Origin of the sequence: Verrucosispora sp. WMMA2044, assembly GCF_027497155.1 — a bacterium.
Lineage (GTDB): Bacteria > Actinomycetota > Actinomycetes > Mycobacteriales > Micromonosporaceae > Micromonospora > Micromonospora palythoicola.
In genome coordinates this window covers 3,563,718-3,586,004 of sequence record NZ_CP114913.1, presented here as the reverse complement: position 1 = coordinate 3,586,004, position 22,287 = coordinate 3,563,718, and the positions used below count along the sequence as shown (strand labels likewise).

Annotated in this window: 19 protein-coding genes; 8 read left to right on the top strand and 11 right to left on the bottom strand. The window is 73.0% G+C overall.

Features of this window, described 5'->3' with window-relative positions:
* Positions 1-6: 6 nt before the first annotated feature.
* Entirely contained in the window at positions 7-2,808 is a 2,802-nt protein-coding gene (locus tag O3597_RS16235; protein WP_281601654.1) for a LuxR family transcriptional regulator, read from the bottom strand.
* 81 nt (positions 2,809-2,889) lie between these two features.
* Positions 2,890-3,858, bottom strand: a complete 969-nt coding sequence (locus tag O3597_RS16230; protein WP_164445390.1) for a helix-turn-helix transcriptional regulator — start codon at positions 3,856-3,858, stop codon at positions 2,890-2,892.
* Between the two features lie 330 nt (positions 3,859-4,188).
* Between O3597_RS16230 and O3597_RS16225 the strand changes: the two genes are divergently transcribed.
* Positions 4,189-4,845: a hypothetical protein gene (locus O3597_RS16225; RefSeq protein WP_281601653.1), complete on the top strand. Its 657-nt coding sequence runs from the start codon at positions 4,189-4,191 to the stop codon at positions 4,843-4,845.
* Between the two features lie 412 nt (positions 4,846-5,257).
* Positions 5,258-6,583: a cation:proton antiporter gene (locus O3597_RS16220; protein ID WP_281601652.1), complete on the top strand. Its 1,326-nt coding sequence runs from the start codon at positions 5,258-5,260 to the stop codon at positions 6,581-6,583.
* A gap of 55 nt (positions 6,584-6,638) precedes the next feature.
* Here the strand turns inward: O3597_RS16220 and O3597_RS16215 are convergent, their stop codons facing one another.
* Complete coding sequence (locus tag O3597_RS16215) at positions 6,639-8,348, bottom strand: hypothetical protein (protein WP_281601651.1); 1,710 nt, start codon at positions 8,346-8,348, stop codon at positions 6,639-6,641.
* A gap of 314 nt (positions 8,349-8,662) precedes the next feature.
* On the opposite strand from O3597_RS16215, the gene O3597_RS16210 reads away from it, so the two are divergent.
* Genes O3597_RS16210 through O3597_RS16195 form a run of 4 tightly spaced genes read left to right on the top strand, consistent with a single transcriptional unit; the run spans position 8,663 to position 13,561 of the window.
* Entirely contained in the window at positions 8,663-9,496 is an 834-nt protein-coding gene (locus O3597_RS16210) for an ABC transporter ATP-binding protein (protein ID WP_164445388.1), read from the top strand.
* Positions 9,497-9,535: 39 nt separating this feature from the next.
* The gene (locus tag O3597_RS16205; protein ID WP_281601650.1) at positions 9,536-10,519 is read left to right on the top strand and encodes an iron-siderophore ABC transporter substrate-binding protein; all 984 of its coding nucleotides are present in this window, start codon (positions 9,536-9,538) and stop codon (positions 10,517-10,519) included.
* Between the two features lie 5 nt (positions 10,520-10,524).
* Entirely contained in the window at positions 10,525-12,621 is a 2,097-nt protein-coding gene (locus O3597_RS16200; protein WP_348650363.1) for an iron ABC transporter permease, read from the top strand.
* Between the two features lie 28 nt (positions 12,622-12,649).
* Positions 12,650-13,561 carry a siderophore-interacting protein gene (locus tag O3597_RS16195; RefSeq protein ID WP_281601649.1) on the top strand — a complete coding sequence of 304 codons (912 nt, stop codon included), beginning with the start codon at positions 12,650-12,652 and terminating at the stop codon, positions 13,559-13,561.
* A 44-nt stretch (positions 13,562-13,605) separates the two neighbouring features.
* Here O3597_RS16195 and O3597_RS16190 read toward each other — a convergent pair whose 3' ends face one another.
* The 3 genes from O3597_RS16190 to O3597_RS16180 are packed head-to-tail and all read right to left on the bottom strand — an operon-like array spanning position 13,606 to position 15,993.
* Positions 13,606-14,121, bottom strand: a complete 516-nt coding sequence (locus tag O3597_RS16190; protein WP_269739016.1) for a 2'-5' RNA ligase family protein — start codon at positions 14,119-14,121, stop codon at positions 13,606-13,608.
* 34 nt (positions 14,122-14,155) lie between these two features.
* A complete protein-coding gene (locus O3597_RS16185) occupies positions 14,156-15,202 on the bottom strand; it encodes an NAD(P)-dependent alcohol dehydrogenase (RefSeq protein WP_281601648.1) in 1,047 nt (348 codons plus the stop codon).
* A 53-nt stretch (positions 15,203-15,255) separates the two neighbouring features.
* A complete protein-coding gene (locus tag O3597_RS16180) occupies positions 15,256-15,993 on the bottom strand; it encodes a Pr6Pr family membrane protein (RefSeq protein ID WP_166457891.1) in 738 nt (245 codons plus the stop codon).
* 82 nt (positions 15,994-16,075) lie between these two features.
* Here O3597_RS16180 and O3597_RS16175 point away from each other — a divergent pair, with 82 nt between their 5' ends.
* Entirely contained in the window at positions 16,076-16,969 is an 894-nt protein-coding gene (locus O3597_RS16175; protein ID WP_281601647.1) for a DUF72 domain-containing protein, read from the top strand.
* Between the two features lie 19 nt (positions 16,970-16,988).
* Here the strand turns inward: O3597_RS16175 and O3597_RS16170 are convergent, their stop codons facing one another.
* The 3 genes from O3597_RS16170 to O3597_RS16160 form a co-directional block, all read right to left on the bottom strand.
* Positions 16,989-17,375: a hypothetical protein gene (locus tag O3597_RS16170; RefSeq protein WP_281601646.1), complete on the bottom strand. Its 387-nt coding sequence runs from the start codon at positions 17,373-17,375 to the stop codon at positions 16,989-16,991.
* Positions 17,376-17,461: 86 nt separating this feature from the next.
* Positions 17,462-18,100, bottom strand: a complete 639-nt coding sequence (locus tag O3597_RS16165; protein ID WP_164445381.1) for a hypothetical protein — start codon at positions 18,098-18,100, stop codon at positions 17,462-17,464.
* A gap of 97 nt (positions 18,101-18,197) precedes the next feature.
* Positions 18,198-19,094 (bottom strand): RNA polymerase sigma-70 factor, encoded by an 897-nt coding sequence (locus tag O3597_RS16160; RefSeq protein ID WP_281601645.1) that lies wholly within the window; start codon positions 19,092-19,094, stop codon positions 18,198-18,200.
* Positions 19,095-19,309: 215 nt separating this feature from the next.
* On the opposite strand from O3597_RS16160, the gene O3597_RS16155 reads away from it, so the two are divergent.
* A complete protein-coding gene (locus O3597_RS16155; RefSeq protein ID WP_281601644.1) occupies positions 19,310-19,843 on the top strand; it encodes a hypothetical protein in 534 nt (177 codons plus the stop codon).
* Positions 19,844-19,877: 34 nt separating this feature from the next.
* On the opposite strand, the gene O3597_RS16150 is transcribed toward O3597_RS16155, so the two are convergent.
* Both O3597_RS16150 and O3597_RS16145 read right to left on the bottom strand, forming a co-directional pair.
* The gene (locus O3597_RS16150) at positions 19,878-20,732 is read right to left on the bottom strand and encodes an alpha/beta fold hydrolase (RefSeq protein WP_281601643.1); all 855 of its coding nucleotides are present in this window, start codon (positions 20,730-20,732) and stop codon (positions 19,878-19,880) included.
* Between the two features lie 123 nt (positions 20,733-20,855).
* The gene (locus O3597_RS16145; RefSeq protein WP_281601642.1) at positions 20,856-22,112 is read right to left on the bottom strand and encodes a hypothetical protein; all 1,257 of its coding nucleotides are present in this window, start codon (positions 22,110-22,112) and stop codon (positions 20,856-20,858) included.
* Positions 22,113-22,287: the final 175 nt, after the last annotated feature.

Here is a 22,287-nt window from a genome sequence, read left to right as displayed (position 1 = left end):
GTTTCCCTAGCCTTTGACCGCGCTGGCCGGCGCGCTGGCGGTGGCCGCCGGCCCGCGCGCCTGTTCGTCGGCTCCACCGACCCGCGCCAGCGCGGCACCCAGTTCCGCCCGACGGGAGATGCCCAGCTTGCGGTAGACCCGGGACAGGTTGGTCTCGACGGTCTTCGGGCTGACGAACAGTTCGTCGGCGATGGCCCGGCTGGTCCGTCCCTGCGCGGCGAGCCGGGCGACCCGCTCCTCGGTGGCGGTGAGGTCCGACGGTGCGGGCGGCCGCCCGCCGAGCCTGGCGGCCTCGGCCCGGGCCCGCCCGCCGAACACCGTCGCGCCCAGCGCGTCGAACTCGGCCGCCGCGGCGGCCAGTGCCTCCCTGGCCGGGCGCTTGCGGCGGGACCGGCGGTGCACCACGCCCTCGACCAGCAGACACCTCGCCCGGTCCAGCGGCAGCACCTCCGGCGGCACGGCGGACCGCGCGGCAGCGAGTTCGTCCAGGGCGGCCGACGGGTCGGCGCCGCTGGCGCTGTCCAGCAGGGCCCGGCTGCGCGCCAGGCCCAGCCGCGTCCAGGGGCGTGGCAACCGCCGGTGCCGCTCCGCCAGCCGGGCCAGGGCAACCCGTGCCGTGACGAGGTCACCGGCGCCCACGCAGGCCTCGATCCAGTCGGGCTCGAAGCGCTGTGCCAGCGGCTCGGCCAGACCCATCCGGTCGACCGTCGCGGCGAGTCGACCGTATCCGGCCGCGGCGTCGGCCATCCGGCCGGCGCAGAGCGCCACGAACGCGCCCAGTTGCAGGTGGATCCGCCGACACCAGTCGTCGTCGAGCCGCTCGCCCAGTCGCAGCCCCGCCTCGGCCACCCGCTGCGCCACGTCGAGTCGGCCGCGCAACGCGTCGAGCAGCCCGGCCAGCCAGATCTCCGCGGTCGCCTCGGTGCCCAGCAGCTCGCCGAGTTCCCGGGCCGCCGCGATGTGCCGTTCGGCGGTCGACCACCGCCCGGCGAGCAGCTCCGTCTCGCCGAGGTGTTTGAGCAGGTCGTACTGCGAGGGCTCGTCGCACCGGGCTGCCGCCAGGTCGAGCATCCGGCCCAGCCGTCGTCGGGCCCGCGCCGGATCGTCGATCGACTTCCACCAGATCGCCGGGATCGTGCCGGCGAGCCATGACGGCTCCGGCCCCTCCATCTCCAGCGCCCGGTCGAGCAGTTCGACGCGGGGCGGTTCGCCGGCGCGTACCTCGTTGAAGAACAGGTGCAGCAGCGCCGCGGCGAGCAGCGTGCGGTCCCCACCGGCACCGGTGAGCAGGGCGATGGCGGCCTCGGCGTGGGCCCGCGCCGGATCCGGCAGGTCGACGAAGAGCGCCAGGTGGGCGTGGATCCGGCCGGCCAGCGGGGCGTCCGGACTGGTCGCGGCCAGCGCCCGCCCGGCTGCCTCGACCGCCGTACCGCCGGACTCGTCGGCACTCCACGCGACCACCGCGCGCAGCAGCAGCGCCTCCGCCCGGACGTCGCCGCCGAACCCTTCGGCCACCGCCTCGGCGGCGATCCGTGCCCCGGGATGGTCGCCGCACCCGAAGCGGCACCGGGCCGCCGCCAACAGCCGCTGGCCACGATCGGCCTCGTCGTCGGTGGGGGTGAGCCGCGCCGCGGACTCGTACAGGTTCGCGGCGGCCTCCGGCGCCCCCCGCGCGTACTGGCGGGCGGCAGCCGCGGCGAGGGCGTCGGCGACCACCGGATCCGGCGCGGTGGTGCACAGGGCCAGGTGCCGGACCCGTTCGTCCGGATCGGTGACCACCTCGGCCAGCCTGCGGTGCAGGCCGCGCCGGACGCCGGGCGGGATGCCGGCGCGGACCGCGGCGGCGTAGACCGGATGGGTGAACTCCACCCGCGCGGCCCCGACCACGAGCAACCCGGCCTCCTCCGCGGCGTCGAACGCGGCAGGGGAGACCCCCGCCGCGGCCAGGTCCCGAAGCAGAGGTACGCCCAGCAGGGCCGCCAGCCGTACGGCATCGCGACAGCCGGCCGGCAGCCGGGCGAGCACCTCGCCGAGGAGTTGGTGCATCGAGGAGGCCACCGGCAGGTCCTGTGCCGGTTCCGGTGGCTGCGGCAGGCGCTGTACCGCGCGGGTCACCTCGATGGCGACGAGTGGGTTGCCGGCGGCCTCCCGGGCGATCCGGGCCAGCAGCGAACGACTCAGGACGGCACCGACCCGCTCCCGCAGGAGGTGGTGCAGGGCGCCCACGCCCAGCGGCGCCAGGGTCAGCCGGGTCAGTCGGCCGGGACCGGCGTCGAGCCCGAGTGGCGCGATCCGCAGCGCCGCGCTGTTGTCGGTGCGGCAGCTGACCAGGATGGACAGCCCGGGCCCGACCCGGCGAAGCGCGAACCGCAGTGCTCGTTCGCTCGGCCGGTCCAGCCACGGCGCGTCGTCCACGGCGACCAGCACCGGCCGGCCGGCGGCGAGGGCCGCCTCCAGCAGCGAGCGGGTGGCGGCGCCGACCACCCGCTCGTCGATGGTCTCGTCGCTGTCCCGCAGGAGCAGCACCACCTCGGCCGCGACCCGCTGTGGGCGGGGCAGCGCCGCCACCAGGTCCGCCAGTGGGCGGAGCAGGTCGGCGAGGGCGGCGAAGGGTAGCTCGGTCTCGCACTCGGTCGGGGCGCAGTTCAGCACCGACCAGCCGGCCCGGTTCGCCTCGGTGACCAGTTCCCGCAGCACCGTTGTCTTGCCGATGCCGGCCGGGCCCTCCAACAGCACCGAGCCCGGCTCGCGCAGTGCGCGCCAGGACTGATCGAACACCCCGTCGCGGCCGACGAGCGTACCCCGCATGGTGCGATTCTGGCATCGATGCGGTGGGGCGGCCATCATGCGGACGGTGGCCCGCCCCGCGGCGGTCGGTCAGCACGGACGTCAGGCGTGCAGGGTGCGACTGGGCGGGAATCCGTAGGTGGCGTGGTAGCGCGCGGTGAACCGGCTGTGGCTGAGGAATCCCCACCGCGAGGCGATCGCCGAGACGGTTTCCTGCCGCGGGTCGGCCTGTAGCAGTTCGCGATGGGCACGGTCGAGCCGGACCCGGCGCAGGTGCGCCATCGGGGTGGTGCCGAGATGTCGGCGGAACGCCAGTTGCAGGGTCCGCAGCGAGACCTGGGCCGCGGCGGCGATGTCGGCCGCACCGATGTCACGGTCGGCGTACTCCTCGATGAACGCCGTCGCCCGGCGCAGCGCGGTGGTGGTGGCGGCCCGCTGGTCGGCGGCGGGAGACCAGCCCACGCTGGTGTGCGGGAAGACCGCCAGGGCCGACGCGGCCAGCATCCGGGCCGCGTTGGCGATCACCAGGGGCTCGCGGTACGCGTATGGATTGCCCAGCACGACGTGGTGCAGATAGCTCGTGGTGTGTCGCCACAGACCGGCCAGGGCCGGGGAGGCGGGGATCAGCCCGGTGAACCGGATCCTGCTCGCCCGGCCGGCGGAGGCGATGCCGGTCACCCGGTCCAGGACGGAGGGACTCAGCAGGCAGGCGGTGATCCTGCCCGGCAGCCAGCGCAGTGAGCAGGCCAGGTCGGGCAGGGTGGCCAGGAAGACGTCACCCGGCCCGAACCGACCGTGCGTACCGGCACCGGAGCGGTCGACGCGTCCGCTGACGACTTCGCAGATCACCAACGCGTGGGCTGGCTCGACATCGATGTCGAGCTGCGTGGACTGGTCCACCGTCTCCCACCAGAACGAGCCCGCGTCGACCCGGTGGTGGCGGAACCGGAACCGGGCGTCGACGGCCGCGCGGATGGCCACTCTGGAGTGGTAGGCGCGGGCCAGGAAGTCGTGGATCGTCTCCGGGTCGCCGCTGTCGAACCGGTGGGTGGTCGGCACCTTCGTCTTCAATACGTCTCCATCGACCTGGACGGAGGGCGCTTCGGCACGCCGGGATGGCACCCGACGGACGTGGTGGATCCGGAGAGCGGTAGGACATGCGGAGCCAGGATTCCCATCGATGGTATCCACAAAGGAAGGAGTCCCATGAAGTTTTCGCGGCGCATCCGTCGCGCCGGTGGATCTCGCTCGTTGTCGATGTCAGGGGAGTTTTCGTTTTTGGGCTAGTCGGTGCGGTCCGGCTTGCGCGAACCGGGCTAGCCAGCAACCGTCCGTGGCCGTGATCATGCGAAGGGTGTCGAACAAGGGCAATTGTTCGCCTAACGGATAGGGGTGGGGGCGTTGGAGACCAAGGATCCGACTGACATCGTCCGACTGGCGACGGCTGAGGCACTCCGGCGGGTCGCCGGGGAGGCGGACCTTGCCGGCATCGTGGGAACCCGCCTGTCCGACCTGGGTGGCGGCCTGCGGGACGTGCTGCGCTGCGCCCTGGTGGCGCAGCGGGTGGCGGCACCGACGCGGCTGATCGCGCTCTGTCGCGATCTAGCGCTCGGGCCGGACGCCTTCGATCTGCTGGGTCACCACCTGCTGGGTGCCGTGGTCGGCTATCGCCCGGGGCCGGACGCGCTGGTCCGGGTCGGCGGGGCGCTCGGACTGGCCCGTCGGGAACTGTTCACCGATCGGCATCCCGCGTCGGGCGGTCCACACCGGTTGCCGACCCGGGTCGGCCGACGCAACAGTGCCGCCGTGCGCTACCGCTCCGCCAAGCCACCGGAGCACCTGCCCTCGCCGCCGAGTTGGACCTGCACCGGCTGCGGGCAGGAGTGGCCGTGCGCGGTCAAGCAGAGTCAACTGCTCGCGGAGTTCGGCGGGGCCCGCGCCGCGCTCGCGGTCTACCTGGGCTCCTGTCTGCTCGCCGCCGCCCGCGACCTGCCCGGGCTGCCGCTGGCCCGGGCCCGCAACCGCTTCCTCGGCTGGCTGCCACGCCGGCCGTTCTGACCGGCCCGGCGGCTGTACGCCGCGCCCGGCGGTCCCAGGCTCGCGTGAGCCCGTGACCACCGGGCGCGGCGGTGTCACCGGTCGGCGTCCCAGCCGACCCGATATCGAGCGAACCTCGCCGGGTGCGGGGGAAGGTCCCTTCTGAAGAGCGAAGAGAGACTCGACCAACCAGACCTTTCGTCGTTTCCACCGGTGGTACCGGGGTGGCAACCAGGTCGGACCGTGAAGTGTCCGCCACCAGACGGTCGGGGAGGCCGAGCCACTCTTGTCGCCGCTTCGGGCCGGATCTAGCATCGTCGATAATTCCTCCGGGGGGAATTTCGGTCGAGCGCTGTTTCCGTTGCCGTGTCAATCGAGAAGTGGATGGCTCATGCCTTCGATGCTCGAAATTGCCATGCATCTTTTTCTGCAGATGGCCGTGATTCTGGCCGTCTATCGACTGATCTGGCCGCTGTTTCGCAGGTTGGGGCAGGTGCAGGTGGTGGCCATCATGGTCGCCGGTTTCCTGCTGGGCCCGTCGCTGTTCGGGCTGTTGTGGCCGGCGGCGCAACAATGGATGTTCCCCCTGACATTGCAGGTCGGCGGCGAGGTCATACCGCACCCCTCGCTGACCGCAATTTATGTCATCGGGCAACTCGGTCTCGTCGTTTACATGTTTCTGGTCGGTTGCTCGTTCGATCTGGGTATTCTCCGTGGGCACGTCCGGCAGGCCGGGGCCACCGCCTCGGCCGGGCTCGGCGTGCCGCTGCTGCTCGGTGGCGTGCTCGGCTGGTGGCTGACCGTCCACAGTGACGAGTACTTCAGCGCCGGGGTGGCGCCCTGGCAGGGCGCCCTGTTCATCGCCTCGGCCATCGCCATCACCGCGTTCCCCATGCTGGCGTGGATCGTCTACGACTCGGGCCTGCTGCGCACCCGGCTCGGTACGATGGCCCTGGCCTGCGCGGCCTCCGACGACGCCTGCGCCTGGGTGCTCCTGGCGATCGTGGTGGCCACGGCCGCCGGCGGGATCGGCGGCGGTGTGGTGGCCCTCGGTGGTGGGCTGGCGTTCCTGCTGTTCATGATCTTCGTGGGTCGGCCGCTGCTGCGCCGACTGGAGGACTGGGCCGAGCGCCGACGTGCCGTCGGCGAGACGGCGGCGCTGCCGGTGGGGCCGCTGACCGTCACGCTGACGGTGGTGCTCCTCGCCGCCTGGTTCACCGACTTCGTCGGCATCTACTCGGTCTTCGGTGCCTTCGTCGCGGGTGCGGTCATGCCGCGGGGTCGCTTCGTCGACGCGCTCCGGGAACGGGCCGAGCCGCTCGCCGCGTACCTGCTGCTACCGGCCTTCTTCATCTACTCCGGGCTGAACACCAAGCTCAGCCTCATCTTCGAGCCGTCCGTGCTGCTGGTGGCCGCCGTGGTAATGGCGGCCTCCTTCCTGGGCAAGTTCGGTGCCGTCGGGCTCGCGGCCCGGTGGCAGGGCATGACCTGGCGGGAGGCCGGGTCGATGGGCGCACTGGCCAACGCCCGAGGGCTGATGGAGCTGATCCTGCTCAACATCGGGCTCTCCGCCGGCCTGGTGAGCCAACAGCTCTACACGGTGCTGGCGATCATGGCCATCGTGACCACCTTCGCCGCGACTCCGTTGCATCGGATGTTCGAGCGGGGCGCACGGCGCAGGGGCCTCGTCTACGGCCCCTTCGGGCTGGTGCCGGATCCGACCGCGCGGGAACCGGAACTGGCAACCAGCCGGTCCTGACGCGGCGGGCCGCCCGCCCCGGGGTTCGGGGTGGGCGGCCCGTTGTCGGTCGCGCTCAGTTCGCCGCGGGTTCCGGCGCCCGGTCGGCCGCGGTCGCGCCCGGCGTCGGCGGTTCCTCCGCCTCGGACTGCTGGTTCCCGGCCTGACCGGCGAACCAGTCGATGCCACCCGGCCCACCGGCCGCCACCGCGGCCGCCGCGCGAGCCACCGGATCGACCACGGGGCGTGCGCCCTGCTCCGGCTGTGGGTGCCCCGGTCGGCCGGGGACCACGCCGTTGCGCTCCCGACCCGCCGGGTCGGTGGCGTCGGTGACGGTACGTTGTGGATCCGACCTGGCCCGCTCGGCGCTGCCCTCGGCTTCGGTGGCCACGTCCTCGGTCTGACCACCGGCCGCCGAGGTCACCTCGCCACCGCCCGCCGCGGCGGCGTCGCCAGCGGTTCGGGACACCCCGAGTCGGGCGGCCACCATCGGGTACTCGGCGGTCTCGCCGCCACCGGCCGCCGCGGCCATCACCGCCGCGGCCGCCAGATCGGCGACCCGCTTGGCCTCCCGCTGCACCCGGGCCCGGGTCTCCTTGGCGTGCCGCTCGGCGGCCTCGGCCGCCCGGCGCACCTCGTCCAGCCGCTGGCGCTCCGCCACGAGTTCGTGGCTGGTCTCCTCCAGCAACTGCCGCAGCCGGGTCAGCTCGGTCTCGGTGGCGTCCTTGGTGCGGCGGGCGGCGTCGAGTTGCTGCTCGGCGTCGTCCAACTGCTCGTGCAGCTGGGCCAGTGCCTGACGCTGCTCCCCGACCTCGAGCTGGACGGCGTGCAGCTGTTCCTCGGCCGCCGCGGCCTGCTCGTCGCTGAGTTTGCGTACCTCGGCCGCCTGCTCGTCGGCGCGCTTGCGGATCTCCGCGGAGTACTGCTGGGCGTCGGCGATCATCGAGCTGACCCGCTGCTCGGCGGCGGCCCGCTGCGCGGCCAACTCGCGCTCGACGGCCGCCCGCTGCTCGGCCAGGTCCTCCTCGGCCGTGGCCCGCCGCTCGGCCAGCTCCTCCTCGACCGTGGCCCGCCACTGCGCCAGCTCCTGCTGGCTCTTCGACCGGGCCGCCTGGATCTCCTGGTGGATCTGGGTACGCGCCGAGGTGGTGAGCGCCTCCGCCGCCGAGCGGGCCTGCTCGACCTGCTGGCGGCACTGCTCGCCGATCCGCTGCGCCTCCTGCTGCGCACGCTCGTGTGCGGCCTCCCCGTCGGCGCGCAGCTTGTCGGCCCGCTCTCGGCTCTCGGCCAGCTCCGCGTCGGCGGCCGCCCGCAACTCCTCGTACGTCTTCTCGTGCTCGGCCCGCCGGCCGGCCAGCTCCTCCTCAAGGTCGGCAAGCGCCTTGACGGTGCGTTCCCGCGCGTTGGCGAGCGTCTTCTCCGCCTCCGCCTGGAGTTTGGTGGCCCGCTGGCTGTGCGTCTCGATGATCGCCGCAGCCTGCTTCTCGGCCAGGTCCAGGATCTGGCCGACCATCGGGCCGACGTCCTGGAAGGTGGCCTTGTCCACTTGCGCCGGTCGCTGCCGCAGCTCGGCCATCTCGCCCTGCACCGCCTGAAGCTTCCCGGTCAGCTCCCGCAACTGGGCGGTGGCCCGGTCCCGTTCCGCCGAGACCGCGGCGAGCCGGCCGTCGATCTGCTCGACGTAGCGTTCCACCTGCCGTTTGTCGTACCCACGCAGGGCGACCTCGAAGTTCGGCCGCGAGGCCAGGTCGTCGCGGACTGCGAACGGCTCCTCGCCGATGGACATGCCCCATCCTCCGTAGGATCGAAGAGCGCCACGCCGGCGGGCCGGCGGCGGATGACGCGCAACGTTACCGCTGCTCCGACTGCTCTGTCGTCCCACCCCGGTACGGATTTCGGGCCGCCTGACGGGTGGCCCGGCATCGGCGTCCCGGCCCGATCGCAGGTGGCGGCTCGTCACGGCGTGCGCCACCAGGGCTGGCCAGCGAGGTGGCTCGGCGCATCGACGGCGGTCCAGCAACGCCGAGTGACGGTCGAGGTTCAGAAGGGTGAGACGGACCCACGTCTTGACAGGTACTTAGGTTAGGTTAGCCTAACCACATGTCGAGCGGACTGATGTCGAACGACGCCGAGCAGAGTCTACGCGGTGTCGACCTGTGCCTGGGCTACCACGGCACGACGGTGGTGCACGGCGCGGCGATCGCCCTGCGCCCCGGAACGGTGACCGCTCTGGTCGGCCCCAACGGCAGTGGCAAGTCCACCCTGTTGCGGGCACTGGCCCGGCTGCATCCGCTCGACCGCGGCAGCGTGCTCTTCGCCGACGGCATCGCCGCCGCGGGCCTGCCCGCCAAGGAGTACGCCCGCCGGGTCACCCTGCTCGCCCAGAGCAGGCCGGTCCCCAACGGCGTCACCGTCCGCGACGTCGTCGGCTACGGCCGCCACCCCTACCGGGGCCGGTGGCGCGCGGACGACCCGGACGGCCCGGCCGCCATCGCCCGCGCCATGGAGGTCACCGGCGTCAGCGCGATGGCCGGTCGGCCGGTGGACGAACTCTCCGGTGGCGAGTTGCAGCGGGTCTGGCTGGCCACCTGTCTGGCCCAGGACACCCCGGTGCTGCTGCTCGACGAGCCCACCACCTTCCTTGATCTGCGGTATCAGGTCGGGATTCTCGACCTGATGCGTGACCTCGCCGACGACCACGGCGTCGCGGTCGGCGTCGTGCTGCACGACCTCAACCAGGCCGCCGCGGTGGCCGACGAGGTGGTCCTGCTGCACGGTGGCCGGGTCCGCGCCACCGGCACCCCGGCCGAGGTATTCACCGAACCGGATCTGACCGAGACCTACGGCATCCGGATCGAGGTCAGCACCGACCCGCTCAGCGGGCTGGTGACGGCCCGCCCAGTGGGCCGACACCTGGCCCGAGTCCCGGTCTGAGCACAGACCGGTCACGACACCCACCCGAGAAAGAACATCATGTCCCGTACCCGTGTAACCGCCCTGCTGGCTGCCGCCACCGCGGTGCTGCTGGCCGCCTGCGGCACCACCGAGAACACCACCGAGCCCGCCGCCGCCACCTCCGCCGCCAGCGGCCCGGTCACCGTCACCGACAGCCGCGGCAAGGAGGTCAAGCTCGACGCCCCCGCGACCAAGGTGGTCGGTCTCGAGTGGGGCGAGGTCGAGATGCTCGTCAGTCTCGGCGTCATGCCGGTCGGCGTCGCCGACCCCGAGGGGTACGCGACCTGGGTCAGCGCCGCCAAGCTCGACCCCGGCGTCAAGGACGTCGGCACCCGCGGCGAGCCGAGCATCGACTCCATCGTGGCGCTGCAACCCGACCTCGTGGTCATGGAGGACGACCGGGGCGCCAACGTCATCACGCAGCTGGAGAAGTACGTCCCGGTCATCGTGACCAAGGGCAGCGACGCCTCGGACAACCTCGGCCGGATGCGGGCCGACCTGAACATGATCGCCGCCGCGGTCGGCAAGACCGCCGAGGCGGAGAAGTTGCTCGCCGACTTCGACGCCGCCATCGCCGACGGCAAGAAGAAGATCGCCGACGCCGGTGCCGCCGGCAAGCCGTTCGCCATCGCCGACGGCTGGAAGGAGGGCAGCACGGTCAGCATCCGGATGTTCGGCGAGGGCGCGCTGGTCTCCCAGATCGGCATCCAGCTCGGCCTCAGCAACGCGTGGACCGGCGAGACCGACCCGGCGTGGGGCCTGGGCCAGACCGACGTCGAGGGCCTGACCGTGCTCTCCAGCCCGGACCTGCACTTCTTCTACAACGCCTCGGACGGCACTGACGTCTTCGCCGACGGGCTGAACAGCAACGCCATCTGGAAGTCGCTGCCCTTCGTCAAGCAGGGCAACCTGCACCGGATGCCCGACGGGATCTGGACCTTCGGTGGGCCGCTGTCCGGCAAGCAGTACATCGACCAGCTCGTCACCACCTACGCGGGGTGACCATGCTGTCCGCGCCCTCGCGGCCGGAGCCGGCTGTCCAGCCGGCTCCGGCCGGGCGCGCCTCGGTTCCGCGCGTCGTCGGGATCTTCCTCGCGGCCACCGCGCTGCTGCTGGTGGTCGTGGCGGTGCACCTCACCCAGGGCACCTCCACCGTGGGCGCGCTCGATCTGCTCCGCCTGCTGACCGGCGGTGACGACGAGACCGCCCGGGTGTTCGTCGCCTCCCGGGTGCCCCGGCTGCTCGCCGGGCTCACCATCGGTGTCGCCCTCGGCTTCGCCGGCGCGGCGTTGCAGTCGATAGCCCGCAACCCGCTCGCGTCCCCGGACACCCTCGCCGTCAACGCCGGCGCCCACCTGGCCATCGTCTCGGTGGCCGCGTTCGGCATCGCGCTGCCCGCGCTGCCCGCCGGAGGGCTGGCCTTCTGCGGTGGCCTCGCCGCCGCCGGCCTGGTCATGGCGATGTCCTCCGGCGGCCAGGCCGGCACCACCCGACTGATCCTCGCCGGCTCGGCCACCGCGCTGGCGCTCAGCTCGGTGACCATGCTGCTGCTCCTGCTGTTCGAGCAGGCCACCATCGGCCTGTTCGCCTGGGGCAACGGCTCACTGGTGCAGAGCGACCTGGACACCCTCACCCAGCTCGCCCCCGTGATCGTGGCGGCCATGGCGACGCTGATGTTGTTCGGCCACCGCCTCGACATCCTCGCCCTCGGCGACGACACCGCCACCGTGCTCGGCATCGAAGTACGCCGTACCCGGCTGATCGTCACCGTGCTGGCCGTGCTGCTGTCCGCCGCGGCGGTCACCCTCACCGGCCCGGTCGGCTTCGTCGGCCTCTGCGCGCCGGTGATCGTCCGGCTGCTCGGTCCGCTGGTGCCGGGTGTCCACCGGCACCGGATCCTGCTGCCACTGTCCGGCATGGCCGGCGTCATCATCGTCCTCGGCTCCGACGTGCTGCTGCGGGCCCTGATGGGCGGACAGGCCGGTGTCGACATCCCGACCGGCGTGGTGACCACACTGTTCGGCGCGGGAATCCTGATCTGGCTGGCCCGTCGGCACCGCGACGCCGGCCCCACCCGCCGCCCCGCCGGTGGCCACGCCGCCGTACGCTCCGCGACCTTCCACCGCACCGTGGTGGCGGTCGCCGCCACGGTCACCGTCGCGGCGGTGCTGCTCGGCATGCTCGCCGGGGACACCTGGCTGCTGCTCGGCGACATCGTCAACTGGATCAACGGCAGCACCGGGCCGGCGTACACCTTCGTGCTGGACCAACGGTGGCCGCGCGTCGCCGCGGCGATGCTGGCCGGCGCGGCCCTGGCGGTCGCCGGCACCACCGTGCAGGCGGTCTGCCGCAACCCGCTGGCCGAGCCCGGCATCCTCGGCATCACCGCCGGTGCCGGGCTGGGCGCGGTCTCGCTGCTCACCTTCGTGCCGCTGGCCGGTGTCTGGGCCGTCTCCGGGGTCGCCGGGCTCGGTGCCATGCTGGCCTTCGCCCTGGTGTACGGCGCGGCGTGGCGCGGTGGTCTCAGCTCCGACCGGCTGGTCCTGATCGGCTTCGGTGCCTGGCAGGGCGGCATGGCCATGATCACCTTCATGATCGTCGCCTTCGATCCCTGGAACACCGGCAAGGCCCTCACCTGGCTCTCCGGCTCCACCTACGGGCGGACCGCGACGCAGGTGCTGCCGGTGGCGATAGCCCTGCTGGTGCTCACCCCGGCCGTGGTCGCCGCCCGGCGCGAGCTGGACCTGATGACGCTCGACGACGACACCCCTCGGGTGCTCGGTGTCCGGCTGGAACGCACCCGACTGATCGCGCTCGGCGCGGCGGCCCTGCTCACCTCGACGGCGGTTTCCGCCGTCGGTGTGATCGGCTTCGTCGGCCTGGTCGCCCCGCACGCGGCCCGGGCCCTCGTCGGCGGCCGGCACACCCGGGTGCTTCCGGTCGCCGCGCTGCTCGGCGCGGCCCTGGTCAGCCTCGCCGACACGCTCGGCCGCACCGTGATCGCTCCGGCGCAGATACCCGCCGGGCTGGTCACCGCCATGATCGGCACCCCCTACTTCGTCTGGCTGCTGTGGCGGTCCCGCGCCGCCACCCCGTCCCGGTAAGCGCACCGACCCGACCCGGAGAGGCATCATGACCCACACCCTGCCTGTCGCACCGTGGCGGCTGTTCGCCGTCGAGGTCCGCGCGGTACGTCGGCTCAGCCCGTCCTTCGTCCGGGTCACCTTCACCGGTCCCGACCTGGACCGCTTCGCCGACAACGGCTACGACCAACGGATCAAGCTGGCGTTGCCGCTGCTCGGCCAGGCCGGTGTGCTCCTGCCGCAGGGGCCGGACTGGTACGCGCGGTGGCGGGCCCTGCCGGATCACCAGCGCAACCCGATCCGGACCTACACGGTGCGCGCGGTCCGGCCGTACCTGAGCGAGGTCGACGTCGACCTGGTGCTGCACGGCGACGGTGGGCCGGCGACCCGGTGGGCCCGCCGGGTCCGCCCCGGCGACGAGATCGCCATCGTCGGCCCGGACTCGGCGTACGGCGGTGACCACGGTGGCGTCGAGTTCCGCCCCCCGTCGACCGGGCGTCTGCTGCTGGCCGGGGACGAGACGGCGGTGCCGGCGATCAGCGGCATCTGCGAGCGGCTGCCACTTGACGCGTGTGGTCGGGTGCTGCTGGAAGTCCCCGAGGCCGGCGACGCGTTGTCGCTGGTCACTCCGCCCGGTGTCGAGGTGACCTGGCTGCCCCGGGGTGCCGGCGGGCACGGCAGCCGGCTCGTCGCCGCCGTCGCCGCGGCCGCCGACGAACTGCTGGCCAGCGGCCCGGTCACCGGCGACGGCCCGGTACCGGAACCGGTCGACGAGGTGGACGAGGACCACGAGATCCTCTGGGAGGTACCCGACGCACACCCGACCGCCCCGCTCTACGCCTGGCTGGCCGGAGAGGCCGGAGTCATCCGTACCCTCCGCCGGCACCTGGTCACCAAACGGGGCCTGGACCGCCGCGCGGTGGCCTTCATGGGCTACTGGCGCCACAACCACCCCTCCTGACCCTCATCGACCTCACCCGCCGCCCCAGGGGTGGGAGCGGTCTGTCAGGGGAGGGGGTGGGAGATGTTGCGGGCGTGGTCGGTGAGGGCGGCGGCGACGACCGTGGCCTCCAGCGGTAGGACCTCGAGGCAGCGGCGGACGGCGGGGGCCATCAGCGCGTTGGGGACCCGCATGGACAGGGTGCAGTGGGGGACCCACCGGCCGGGCCGGTAGTGCTCCACCAGCGGCACCCCGCCGGCGACGAGCAGGTCGTGCACCCGTCGGTGGTGCGCCAGCAGCTCCGGGGTGGGTACCGGGCCCAACCAGAGCACCCGACCGACGAACTGGCCGGCATGCTGGAACGACAATCGCAGCGGTGCCGCCACCGTGGTGCCGGCGAGCGCCGCCGTGACCTGCTCCGGGTCGAAGCGCGGCGCGACCGCGAGCGAGACGTGTGGCCGGTGCCGCTGCGCCAGCAGGGAGCGCATGCTCTGCACCCCCTCGGCCTCCAGGGCGTCCCACAGCACGCGGATCCGCCGGGTGGCGACGGTGTCCAGGTACAGCTCCAACGCGGCGACCACATGATCACTGTAGAGGGGCGCGTCGTCGGGCGGCTCACGGCACGATCACGGCCCGACCTTCCAGACTGCCGTCCTGCATCATCCGGTACGCGCGCATCGCCTCGTCCAGCCCGAACGTGGTGGTCTTCGGTCGTACCAGTCCGCGCGCACCCAGGTCGAGCACCTCGAGCAGCTCCGGACGGCTGCCCCAGTAGGTGGTCTGGATGCTGACCTCGTACGGCACGGAGAAGAAGCCGACCGACAGCGAGCCGCCGCCGAGCCCCACGATGGTCAGGTCGCCCACGGTCCGGGCGGCGGCGACGCCCAGCCTGAGCGTGGCGTCGGCGCCGACGAAATCGAGCACCACGTCGGCGCCCCGGCCGCCGGTGACCCGGCGGATCTCCTCGGCGGTGCCTTCGGCCGAGCGCATCGTCAGGTCGGCACCGCACTCCTCGGCGAGCCGCAGCGCCTCCTCCCGGGTGTCCACCGCGACGACCCGGGCGGCGGTGGTCGCCTTGAGGATCTGCACCCCGACGTGCCCGAGCCCACCGACGCCGATCACCACCGCGGTGCTGCCCGGTGGCAGCTTCGGCCACGACCGGCGGATCGCGTGGTACGGGGTCAGCCCCGCGTCGGTCAGTGGCGCGGCGTCGACCGGATCGAGCCCGTCCGGCAGCGGCAGCACGTGCCGGGCGTCCGGCACCAGCTCGTACTCGGCCATCCCGCCGTCCAGGCCGAGGCCACCACCACCGCCCGGCACCGGCGCCGCGGCCGGGTTCTCGCAGTAGTTGTCGACACCGACCCGGCAGCGGGCGCAGCGACCGCAGCCCCACGGGCCGTAGACCGCCACCGGCTGGCCCACCTCCAGGCCGGTCACCCCGGCGCCGAGCCGTTGCACCCAGCCCGCGTTCTCGTGGCCGAGCGTGAACGGCGGATTCCAGGGCAGGCCGCCGGCCTCGAAGTCGTGCATCAGGTGCAGGTCGGAATGGCAGGCACCGGCGGCCCCGATCCGCACCACCACCTGGCCCGGGCCGGGTGTCGGTTGGTCGACCTCGACCAGTTCCGGCTCGGTCTTCCAGGCGGGCAGCCGCAGTGCACGCATCCCTGTCTCCCGTCGCCGTTACCCCTGCCCGAGGCTCCCCGACGGATGCCGACTCAAACCACCTCCGCCGCCTGCTCCTCCGGTGGGGTCGCAGTGTCGGGCGGTGCCGACCCGGCAGGGGCGGGTCGGGCCGCCGGCACCGGGTCCGGGTCGGCCGGCACGGATGCCGGCCGGAGCCGGGTCAGCGTCCGGTCGATGCCGACGAGCAGCAGGCCGAGCAGCCAGAACACCACGGCGAGGCAGGCCGAGACGATGCCCACCCCGGCGTAGCCGAGCTCGCCCGCGTCCAGGAAGGGGTACGGGTAGCGGTGCACCACCAGCCCGCGTACCAGGGCGAAACCCAGGTAACCCAGCGGGAACGCCAACCACCACAGCGCGTGCCGCAGGCGCAGCCGCCCGTGCCGGCGAAGCACCGCCCAGTCGGCGACGGCGAGCAACGGCACCACGGTGTGCAGGAGTTGGTTACCGAACGCCTCACCGAGCGCCCGGTCCGGTTGCGGCATGGCGAACGGGCTGGCCGGATTGGCCAGCACCACGTGGTACACCACGGCGGTGATGGTGATGTAGAGGGTCACCGCGGCGGCGAGCACGTCCGACGGATCCGGCCGGCCCCGCCAGACCGCGTACCCGGCGACCAGGCCCACCGCGAGGTTGCTCTGGATGGTGAAGTACGGCAGCAGCCCGGTCACCGTGGCCGGGCCGAGCGCGGTGAGCACCACGCCGGCCAGCACACCTGTCACGATCGCCAGGCGGAGCACCACCACCGCCGCGGATCGACGCCGCAGAGTCATCGCGGCACGTTACCAACGGGTCGGCCCGGCGGTCACCGCCCAGCGGTTGCCGATGGGCCCGTTCGGCGGTCCACTGAACTACATGGGTGTCATCAAGGTGGGCACGTCCTCGTGGGCGGACCGGACGCTCGTCCGTTCCGGCTGGTACCCGCGCCAGGCCAACACACCGGCCGGCCGACTGCGCCACTACGCCGACCGGTTCGGGCTGGTCGAGGTGGACACGTCGTACTACGCGGTGCCCGCACCGGAGACCACGCAGGGCTGGGTCGACGCCACGCCCGACGGGTTCACCTTCAACGTCAAGGCGTTCAGTCTCTTCACCGGTCACCCGACCCCGGTGGCCACCCTGCCCGCCGACCTCCGTCCGGGCGGCGGTCCGGCCCGGATCCGCCGACGTGACCTGCCGACGGCCGCGTACGACGAGTTGTGGAACCGGTTCCGGGCGGCGCTGGCGCCGATCGCGGCGGCCGACCGGCTCGGCGCGGTGCTGTTGCAGTTCCCGCCGTGGCTGGCCCGCAGCGAGGCGGCCCGCCGACGGATCGCGGAGCTGGCGTCGCGGTGCCGACCGTGGCGGGTCGCCGTCGAGGTGCGGCACGCCTCCTGGTTCGACGGGGCGGCGGCGCTGGAGACGCTGGCCTTCCTGCGCGAGCAGCGACTGACCTTCTGCTGCGTGGACATGCCGCAGGGACATCCGGACTCGGTGCCGCCGATCCCGGTCGCCACCGCCGACCTGGCGATGATCCGGTTCCACGGCCACAGCAGCGCCTGGACCAGCGGCGACAAGGAGGACCGGTTCCGGTACGCCTACGGCGACGAGGAACTGCGCCGCTGGTCCGAGCTGCTGATCGATCTCGCCGGGCAGGCCGACGAGCTGCACGTGCTGTTCAACAACTGCTGCGCGGGTCAGGCCCAACGCGACGCGGAGCGGCTGGTCGGTCTGCTCGACGGGGCCGACCGGCGGGCCGTACCGTCCTGAGTGGACGGCACGGTGGCGCTCACCCGCGCCAGGTGCCCTCCGGGTGCATCCCGGTCGCCTCCTCCAGCGCGTTGTCCGGCAGGTCCCCATCGGCCGAGTCGTCCGGGAAGCTGCGCCGCGAGGGCGCCGGGTCCGGTGGTGCCCCGGGCCCGGCCGCCGGGGTACGGGTCGGCTCCACCGAGCCGAACCCGTGCCGCCCGGCGGGCCGGTCCGTCGGATCACCGGCGGAAGTGCCGGCCGCGCGTCGTTCACCGCGTCGTCCCTCCGGCACGGCGGTCTCCTCGCTGCCCTCATCCATCGGGGAGTCCGCGCCGGCACCCCACGGCGGATCCCCGTCGAAGCCGTCGGTGGTCCCCCAGGGGGAGACACCCTCGGGTGCCCGGTCCTGCCTGTCCCGGTCCGTCATGGCCACCTCGCTGATCGGTGCGCGGCCGCCGGTCTACCCGATACCGACGCCGGCACATGGGTGCACTGGCGGTGATGCCGCCGCCGTCAGCGGCCGGACATCGCCATCTGCCGGATCGCCTTGGCCGCCGCCATCCCGCCGGCGCCCTTGCCCATCGTCTTCGACGAGTGCCCGAGGCCACCCACGCGGCCGAGCATGCCGCGCAGGACCTGCCCGGGCTTCTGCTGCTCACCCATGTAGGCGGTGACCACGATCAGGGCGCCGGTCAGCGCCGGGATCGCCCATTGCAGCGCCTTCATCTGGCGTTGGCAGGAGGCCACGTTCGCCGGGGTCTGTCCGTTCGGCTCGGTCACCCCCTCGACCGAAGCCTGGCCGGCCTTGGCCAGTCGCATGCCGAGCAACCGGCTGTACCCGGTCACCGCCAGGGCGCCGACGGTCAGCGCGGTCTTCACGGTGCTGGCCCGGCCGACCCCGGCCTGGGCGGCCATGCGCGGGCTCTCGGTCACCAGTTCGCCGACCGCGCCGGCGAGGTGAGCGCCGATGGCCGCCGCGTTGACCGGCGTCCACCGGTTCCAACCGGTCGACGCCACCGAGAGTCGTTGGGTCGAGTCGCCGATCCGGGCTGCGGCACCGTTCACGCCGAAGGCACCCATCAGGCTGCCGCCGAACCAGGCCGCCAGGCCCAGGTCGTGCATGGAACGTAGTGCGGTGTGGCTGTCAGACATCTGGTCCCCTTCCACCGTGTCGGGCGCAGCGGCTTACCCGCCTTCGGCCGGGCTAATCGCGGTGACCTGGGGACACCCGCCGCGATGATCCCGGCGTTCAGCGGCGGACGAGTCGGGTCTCGGAGCCGACCCGGGTCAGCTTCGCCGGGTTGCGGACGTAGTAGAGGCCACCGATGCCCGCCTCACCGACCCGGACGGCCAGCACGCCGTCGAGATCACCATCGAGGTGTACGACGAGGGCCGGGCTGCCGTTGAGCGCCGTCACGGTCGCGGTCAGCCGGCCCGGCGCCCGGCGGAGACCGCCGAGGATCATGCGGGCCACCTTGTCCGCGCCGACGACCGGGTTCGGCACGGCCTGCCGCACGCCGCCGCCGTCGGCGACCAGGACGACCTCGGGAGCGAGCACGTCGAGCAGGGCCTGGAGGTCGCCGGTCTCGACCGCGCGCCGGAACGACTCCAGCGCCGCCCGGGTCTCGCCGGCAGAGACCACGTCGCGGGGGCGGCGGGTGGTGACATGCTGGCGGGCCCGGTGCGCGATCTGCCGCACCGCCGTGGGGCTGCGCCCGATCGCTGCGGCGATCTCGTCGTAGCTGACCTCGAACGCGTCGCGGAGCACGAACACGGCCCGTTCGGTCGGTGACAGCGTCTCGAGGACGAGCATCAGAGCCATCGAGACGCTCTCGGCGAGTTCGACGTCCTCGGCCACGTCCGGTGCGGTGAGCAAGGGCTCGGGCAGCCACGAGCCGACATAGGACTCCCTGCGGCGACGCAACGTGCGCAGCCGGTTGAGCGCCTGCCGGGTGGTGATCCGGACCAGGTAGGCACGCTGGTCGCGGACCCGATCCAGGTCGACGTCGACCCAGCGCAGCCAGGTCTCCTGAAGGACGTCCTCGGCGTCGGCGGCCGAGCCGAGCAGTTCGTACGCGACGGTGAACAGCAGGTTGCGGTGGGCGACGAAGGTGGTGGTCGCCGGGTCGGTGATGCGCTCACTCACTGTCTCGACCTCTCCTTCCGGACCCCGGCGTACCCGCCGTCGATGACGAGCACCGGGGATCATGGCGCCCCATGGGTCTGGCTCCGGCCGCAAGACACCGTAATGCCCACCGCTGTGCCGCCTGGTGAGGCAGGTCACGTCGCCGTGCGGTGGTGGTCGGCCGACGGGGATGCTCCGCACCCGAGCGCATTGACCGATCCCACTAGGCTCGCCGCATGGCACAACCGGCACCAGAAGCGGGCACCGACGGCAAGCTGGTGTGGGCACCCGACGAGGTGGCCGCCCGTATCCGGCAGGAGGTCACCCCGGAGCCGAGCCTGCCGAGCAGGGTCGCGCTGGCGGTGCTGGCCGCCTTCGTCCTCACCTGGCCACCGACCTTCGTCGTGTTCGCGCTGGCCACCCTCGTCGCGCCGGCGGCGACCGACGAGGCCGGTGTCGGCCGGGTCGCCCTCTGGGCCTTGCAGTTCGCCGGCCTGACCGCGGTCGCGGCGGCGGCCGGCGCGGCGCTGCGACGATCCACCGAGGCCGAGGTGGACCCGTCGCCCCGACGGATCGCGCTACGGATCGCAGGCCAGACGCTGGTCACCGTGGCCTGCGCCGGACTGGTGCTGGCCCTGGCCGGGCTCTCCGTGGGCCAGTACGCGATGCTGACGGCTGCGCTGGTGGTGGTGCTGCACCTGCTGCCGATGACCGTGGCCCGGCTGCTGTTCCGGCTTCGCCGGCGCCGTTCGGCCAGCCCGTCGGCCTGACCGCTGTCGGGCGTCCCGGCCGCCGCCGTGCGGGTCAGCGGGCGGGCAGGGTGGTGACGAAGTCGGCCACCCGCGCGGCCAGCGGTCCGGCGGCGCGTACCCAGGTGAAGTGGTCCACGTCGGTGCCCGGCGCGCCGTAGCGTTCACGCTCGACGGGAGCTGCGGTGAGCTTGGCGCAGAGCCGGTCCAGCGTGGGATGCGGGGTGTACTGGTCGCCGTCGACGCTGATCGCCAGCACCGGGGTGCGGATCCGGCGCACCGCCGCCTCCGTGTCCACCCCGTCCAGCTCGGGAAAGCGTCCGGTGCGTGCGGTGTGCGCCCAGTCGCGGATCACCCCGCGTGCCTGCCGACCACCGAAGCCCCAACCGGGCCAGACGCCGAGCATCCGGGCGGTGGCCGCGATGCCCTGGGTGTACGGCAGTACCCCGTACCGTCGGGGGCCGGAGAAGTCACGCCAGTAGGGGATGCCGACCGCGATCAGGGCCAGCCCGTCCACCTCGTGCTCGCCGTGCAGGGCCAGGTGCAGCACGGCGGCCTGGCCACCGAGGGAGTGTCCCAGCAACACCGTCCGCCGGCCGTCGAGCCGGGGCTTGAGCGCCGTCCGTACCGCCCCGATGTCGGCGGCCAGTTCGGCGTAGCCGTACCGGCAGGTCCGGCTCGGCCGGGGAGTGCTCTCGCCGGTGCCGCGCAGGTCCGCCACGACCACGGCGAGCCCGGCGGCGCGCAGCGCGGCGGCGAACGGTCGGTAGTAGCGGGCCCGGACCCCCATCGCCGGAGAGATCAGCACCACCGGAGCATCGGCCACCCCGACGGGCTCCGGGTAGACCTGGATGCCGAGCCGGGCATCGTCGACCTGGACGAACTCCTGCTGATACTCCGTCGCGTTCACGACCACAGGTTACCGGCGGGTAGGTTGTGGCGGGGGGCCACCCCCGCCGGGATCGCACCGCGGCGACGGGTGCCCCGGAGTCCGGCCGGACTCCGGGGCACCCCACTGCCCGACTCGGGGCGGTCAGGAAACGCCGATCGTGCCGTTCGCGGAGCGTACGCAGGCCACCGAGCGGGCCGCGGTGCTGGCCGCGCCGGACAGGCACTGCCCCAGCACCTGGTGCCCGGCGGCGTTCGGGTGCCACGACTCCTGGCAGGTCTGGAAGTAGCTCACGCAGGTGTTGGCGATCCGCTGGATGGCGATCTTGTCCTTGCCGGAGAGGCTGGTCACGAAGGTCCCGTTCGGCGGGTTGTCCATCAACCGGATCGGGGTGGCCAGGGTGCCGGTCGGGCTGTTCGTGTTCTCGCAGAGCCGGGCGCCGTCGAAGGCGCGCTGCACGTTGAGGTAGACCAGGTCGGCACCGGCGAACTCGGCGGCCAGGGTGTCCCGGGTGGACCGCACGATGGTCCCGAGGCCCTGCGAGAACCGGTGACCGGGCGGGAGGCTGGCCCGGTGGATCGGGCAGCCGGCCGCGTACCGCTCGGCACCCAGCGCGCGGAACTTGTCCCGGGTGTCGTCCCGGTTGTCCTCGGAGTGGTAGGTGGGGGCCAGGTCCAGCGGCAGCGGGTTGGTGTAGTCCTGCAGCACCACCCGGTGCTGACCGTCGGCGTCCACCTCGCGCAGGGTGGTCAGGATCTGGCGTACGGCCGTGGTGGTCTCCGCGGTCGCGGCGGTGATCTGAGCGGCGGTGGCCAGGTCGGCGTCGCTGCACGGCTTCTGCTCCACCGGGCCGTTCAGGTACGCCCAGAACTCCCACCAGCCGGTCCAGGCGTCGGCGATGAACCGGTTGGCGCACTTCTCGGCGACCCCGCCGAAGGTGAACGAGCTGTTGTTCGAGCCGAGCCCGATCAGCACCAGGTCGATGTCATGGGTCTGGGCGACCGCGCGGAGCTGGTCGAGCTGGGCGGCGACCTGCCGGCCGCTCGTTCGGGCCGACGAGGCGGCGGCGATGTCGTGCGGCTGGCCACCGGAGCAGGCCAGGTTGAACCGGTCCTGGATGCCGGGCAGCGTCGCCTTGTGCAGCGAGGCGTTGGCCGAGCGGTGGCAGAAGAAGGCATTGCTGTTGGGCGCTGTCCACCCCGGGAAGCTCCGCGCCACGCCGGTCACGTCGACCACCGGCTGGTAGGAGCCGGCGCCCTCGCCGCTGATGAAGCTGTCGCCGAGGGCCACCGCCGCGGTGGGTGGTGCGGCCGAGGCGGTGGGGACCGCGACGGCGGTGGAGAGAGTCGCCGCGGTGACGGCCAGGGCCATCGCGGCGGCGGTACGACGCAACGCGGACATCGGCATCCCCATCCGTTCATAGAAATGTGAAAGATCCTCTGGTGCGGTGATGAGATCACGCGGGTGTGACGAACGTCAACAGTGGGAAACATCCGTGACAGGTGGGTCCAGCGGGGTCAGGGATGCTCCCGCGAACGGCGTCGAGTGCCGCCGCCGGGCATAAGGCCGGCGGCCG

What these genes read in the sequence shown, in the direction of transcription:
- O3597_RS16155 (WP_281601644.1), top strand. Translation starts at nt 19,310, where the DNA reads ATGGCACAACCGGCACCAGAAGCGGGCACCGACGGCAAGCTGGTGTGG.
- O3597_RS16220 (WP_281601652.1), top strand. Translation starts at nt 5,258, where the DNA reads ATGGCCGTGATTCTGGCCGTCTATCGACTGATCTGGCCGCTGTTTCGC.
- O3597_RS16210 (WP_164445388.1), top strand. Translation starts at nt 8,663, where the DNA reads ATGTCGAGCGGACTGATGTCGAACGACGCCGAGCAGAGTCTACGCGGT.
- O3597_RS16180 (WP_166457891.1), bottom strand. Translation starts at nt 15,993, where the DNA reads ATGACTCTGCGGCGTCGATCCGCGGCGGTGGTGGTGCTCCGCCTGGCG.
- O3597_RS16165 (WP_164445381.1), bottom strand. Translation starts at nt 18,100, where the DNA reads ATGTCTGACAGCCACACCGCACTACGTTCCATGCACGACCTGGGCCTG.
- O3597_RS16145 (WP_281601642.1), bottom strand. Translation starts at nt 22,112, where the DNA reads ATGTCCGCGTTGCGTCGTACCGCCGCCGCGATGGCCCTGGCCGTCACC.
- O3597_RS16185 (WP_281601648.1), bottom strand. Translation starts at nt 15,202, where the DNA reads ATGCGTGCACTGCGGCTGCCCGCCTGGAAGACCGAGCCGGAACTGGTC.
- O3597_RS16205 (WP_281601650.1), top strand. Translation starts at nt 9,536, where the DNA reads ATGTCCCGTACCCGTGTAACCGCCCTGCTGGCTGCCGCCACCGCGGTG.
- O3597_RS16195 (WP_281601649.1), top strand. Translation starts at nt 12,650, where the DNA reads ATGACCCACACCCTGCCTGTCGCACCGTGGCGGCTGTTCGCCGTCGAG.
- O3597_RS16175 (WP_281601647.1), top strand. Translation starts at nt 16,076, where the DNA reads ATGGGTGTCATCAAGGTGGGCACGTCCTCGTGGGCGGACCGGACGCTC.
- O3597_RS16215 (WP_281601651.1), bottom strand. Translation starts at nt 8,348, where the DNA reads ATGTCCATCGGCGAGGAGCCGTTCGCAGTCCGCGACGACCTGGCCTCG.
- O3597_RS16170 (WP_281601646.1), bottom strand. Translation starts at nt 17,375, where the DNA reads ATGACGGACCGGGACAGGCAGGACCGGGCACCCGAGGGTGTCTCCCCC.
- O3597_RS16235 (WP_281601654.1), bottom strand. Translation starts at nt 2,808, where the DNA reads ATGCGGGGTACGCTCGTCGGCCGCGACGGGGTGTTCGATCAGTCCTGG.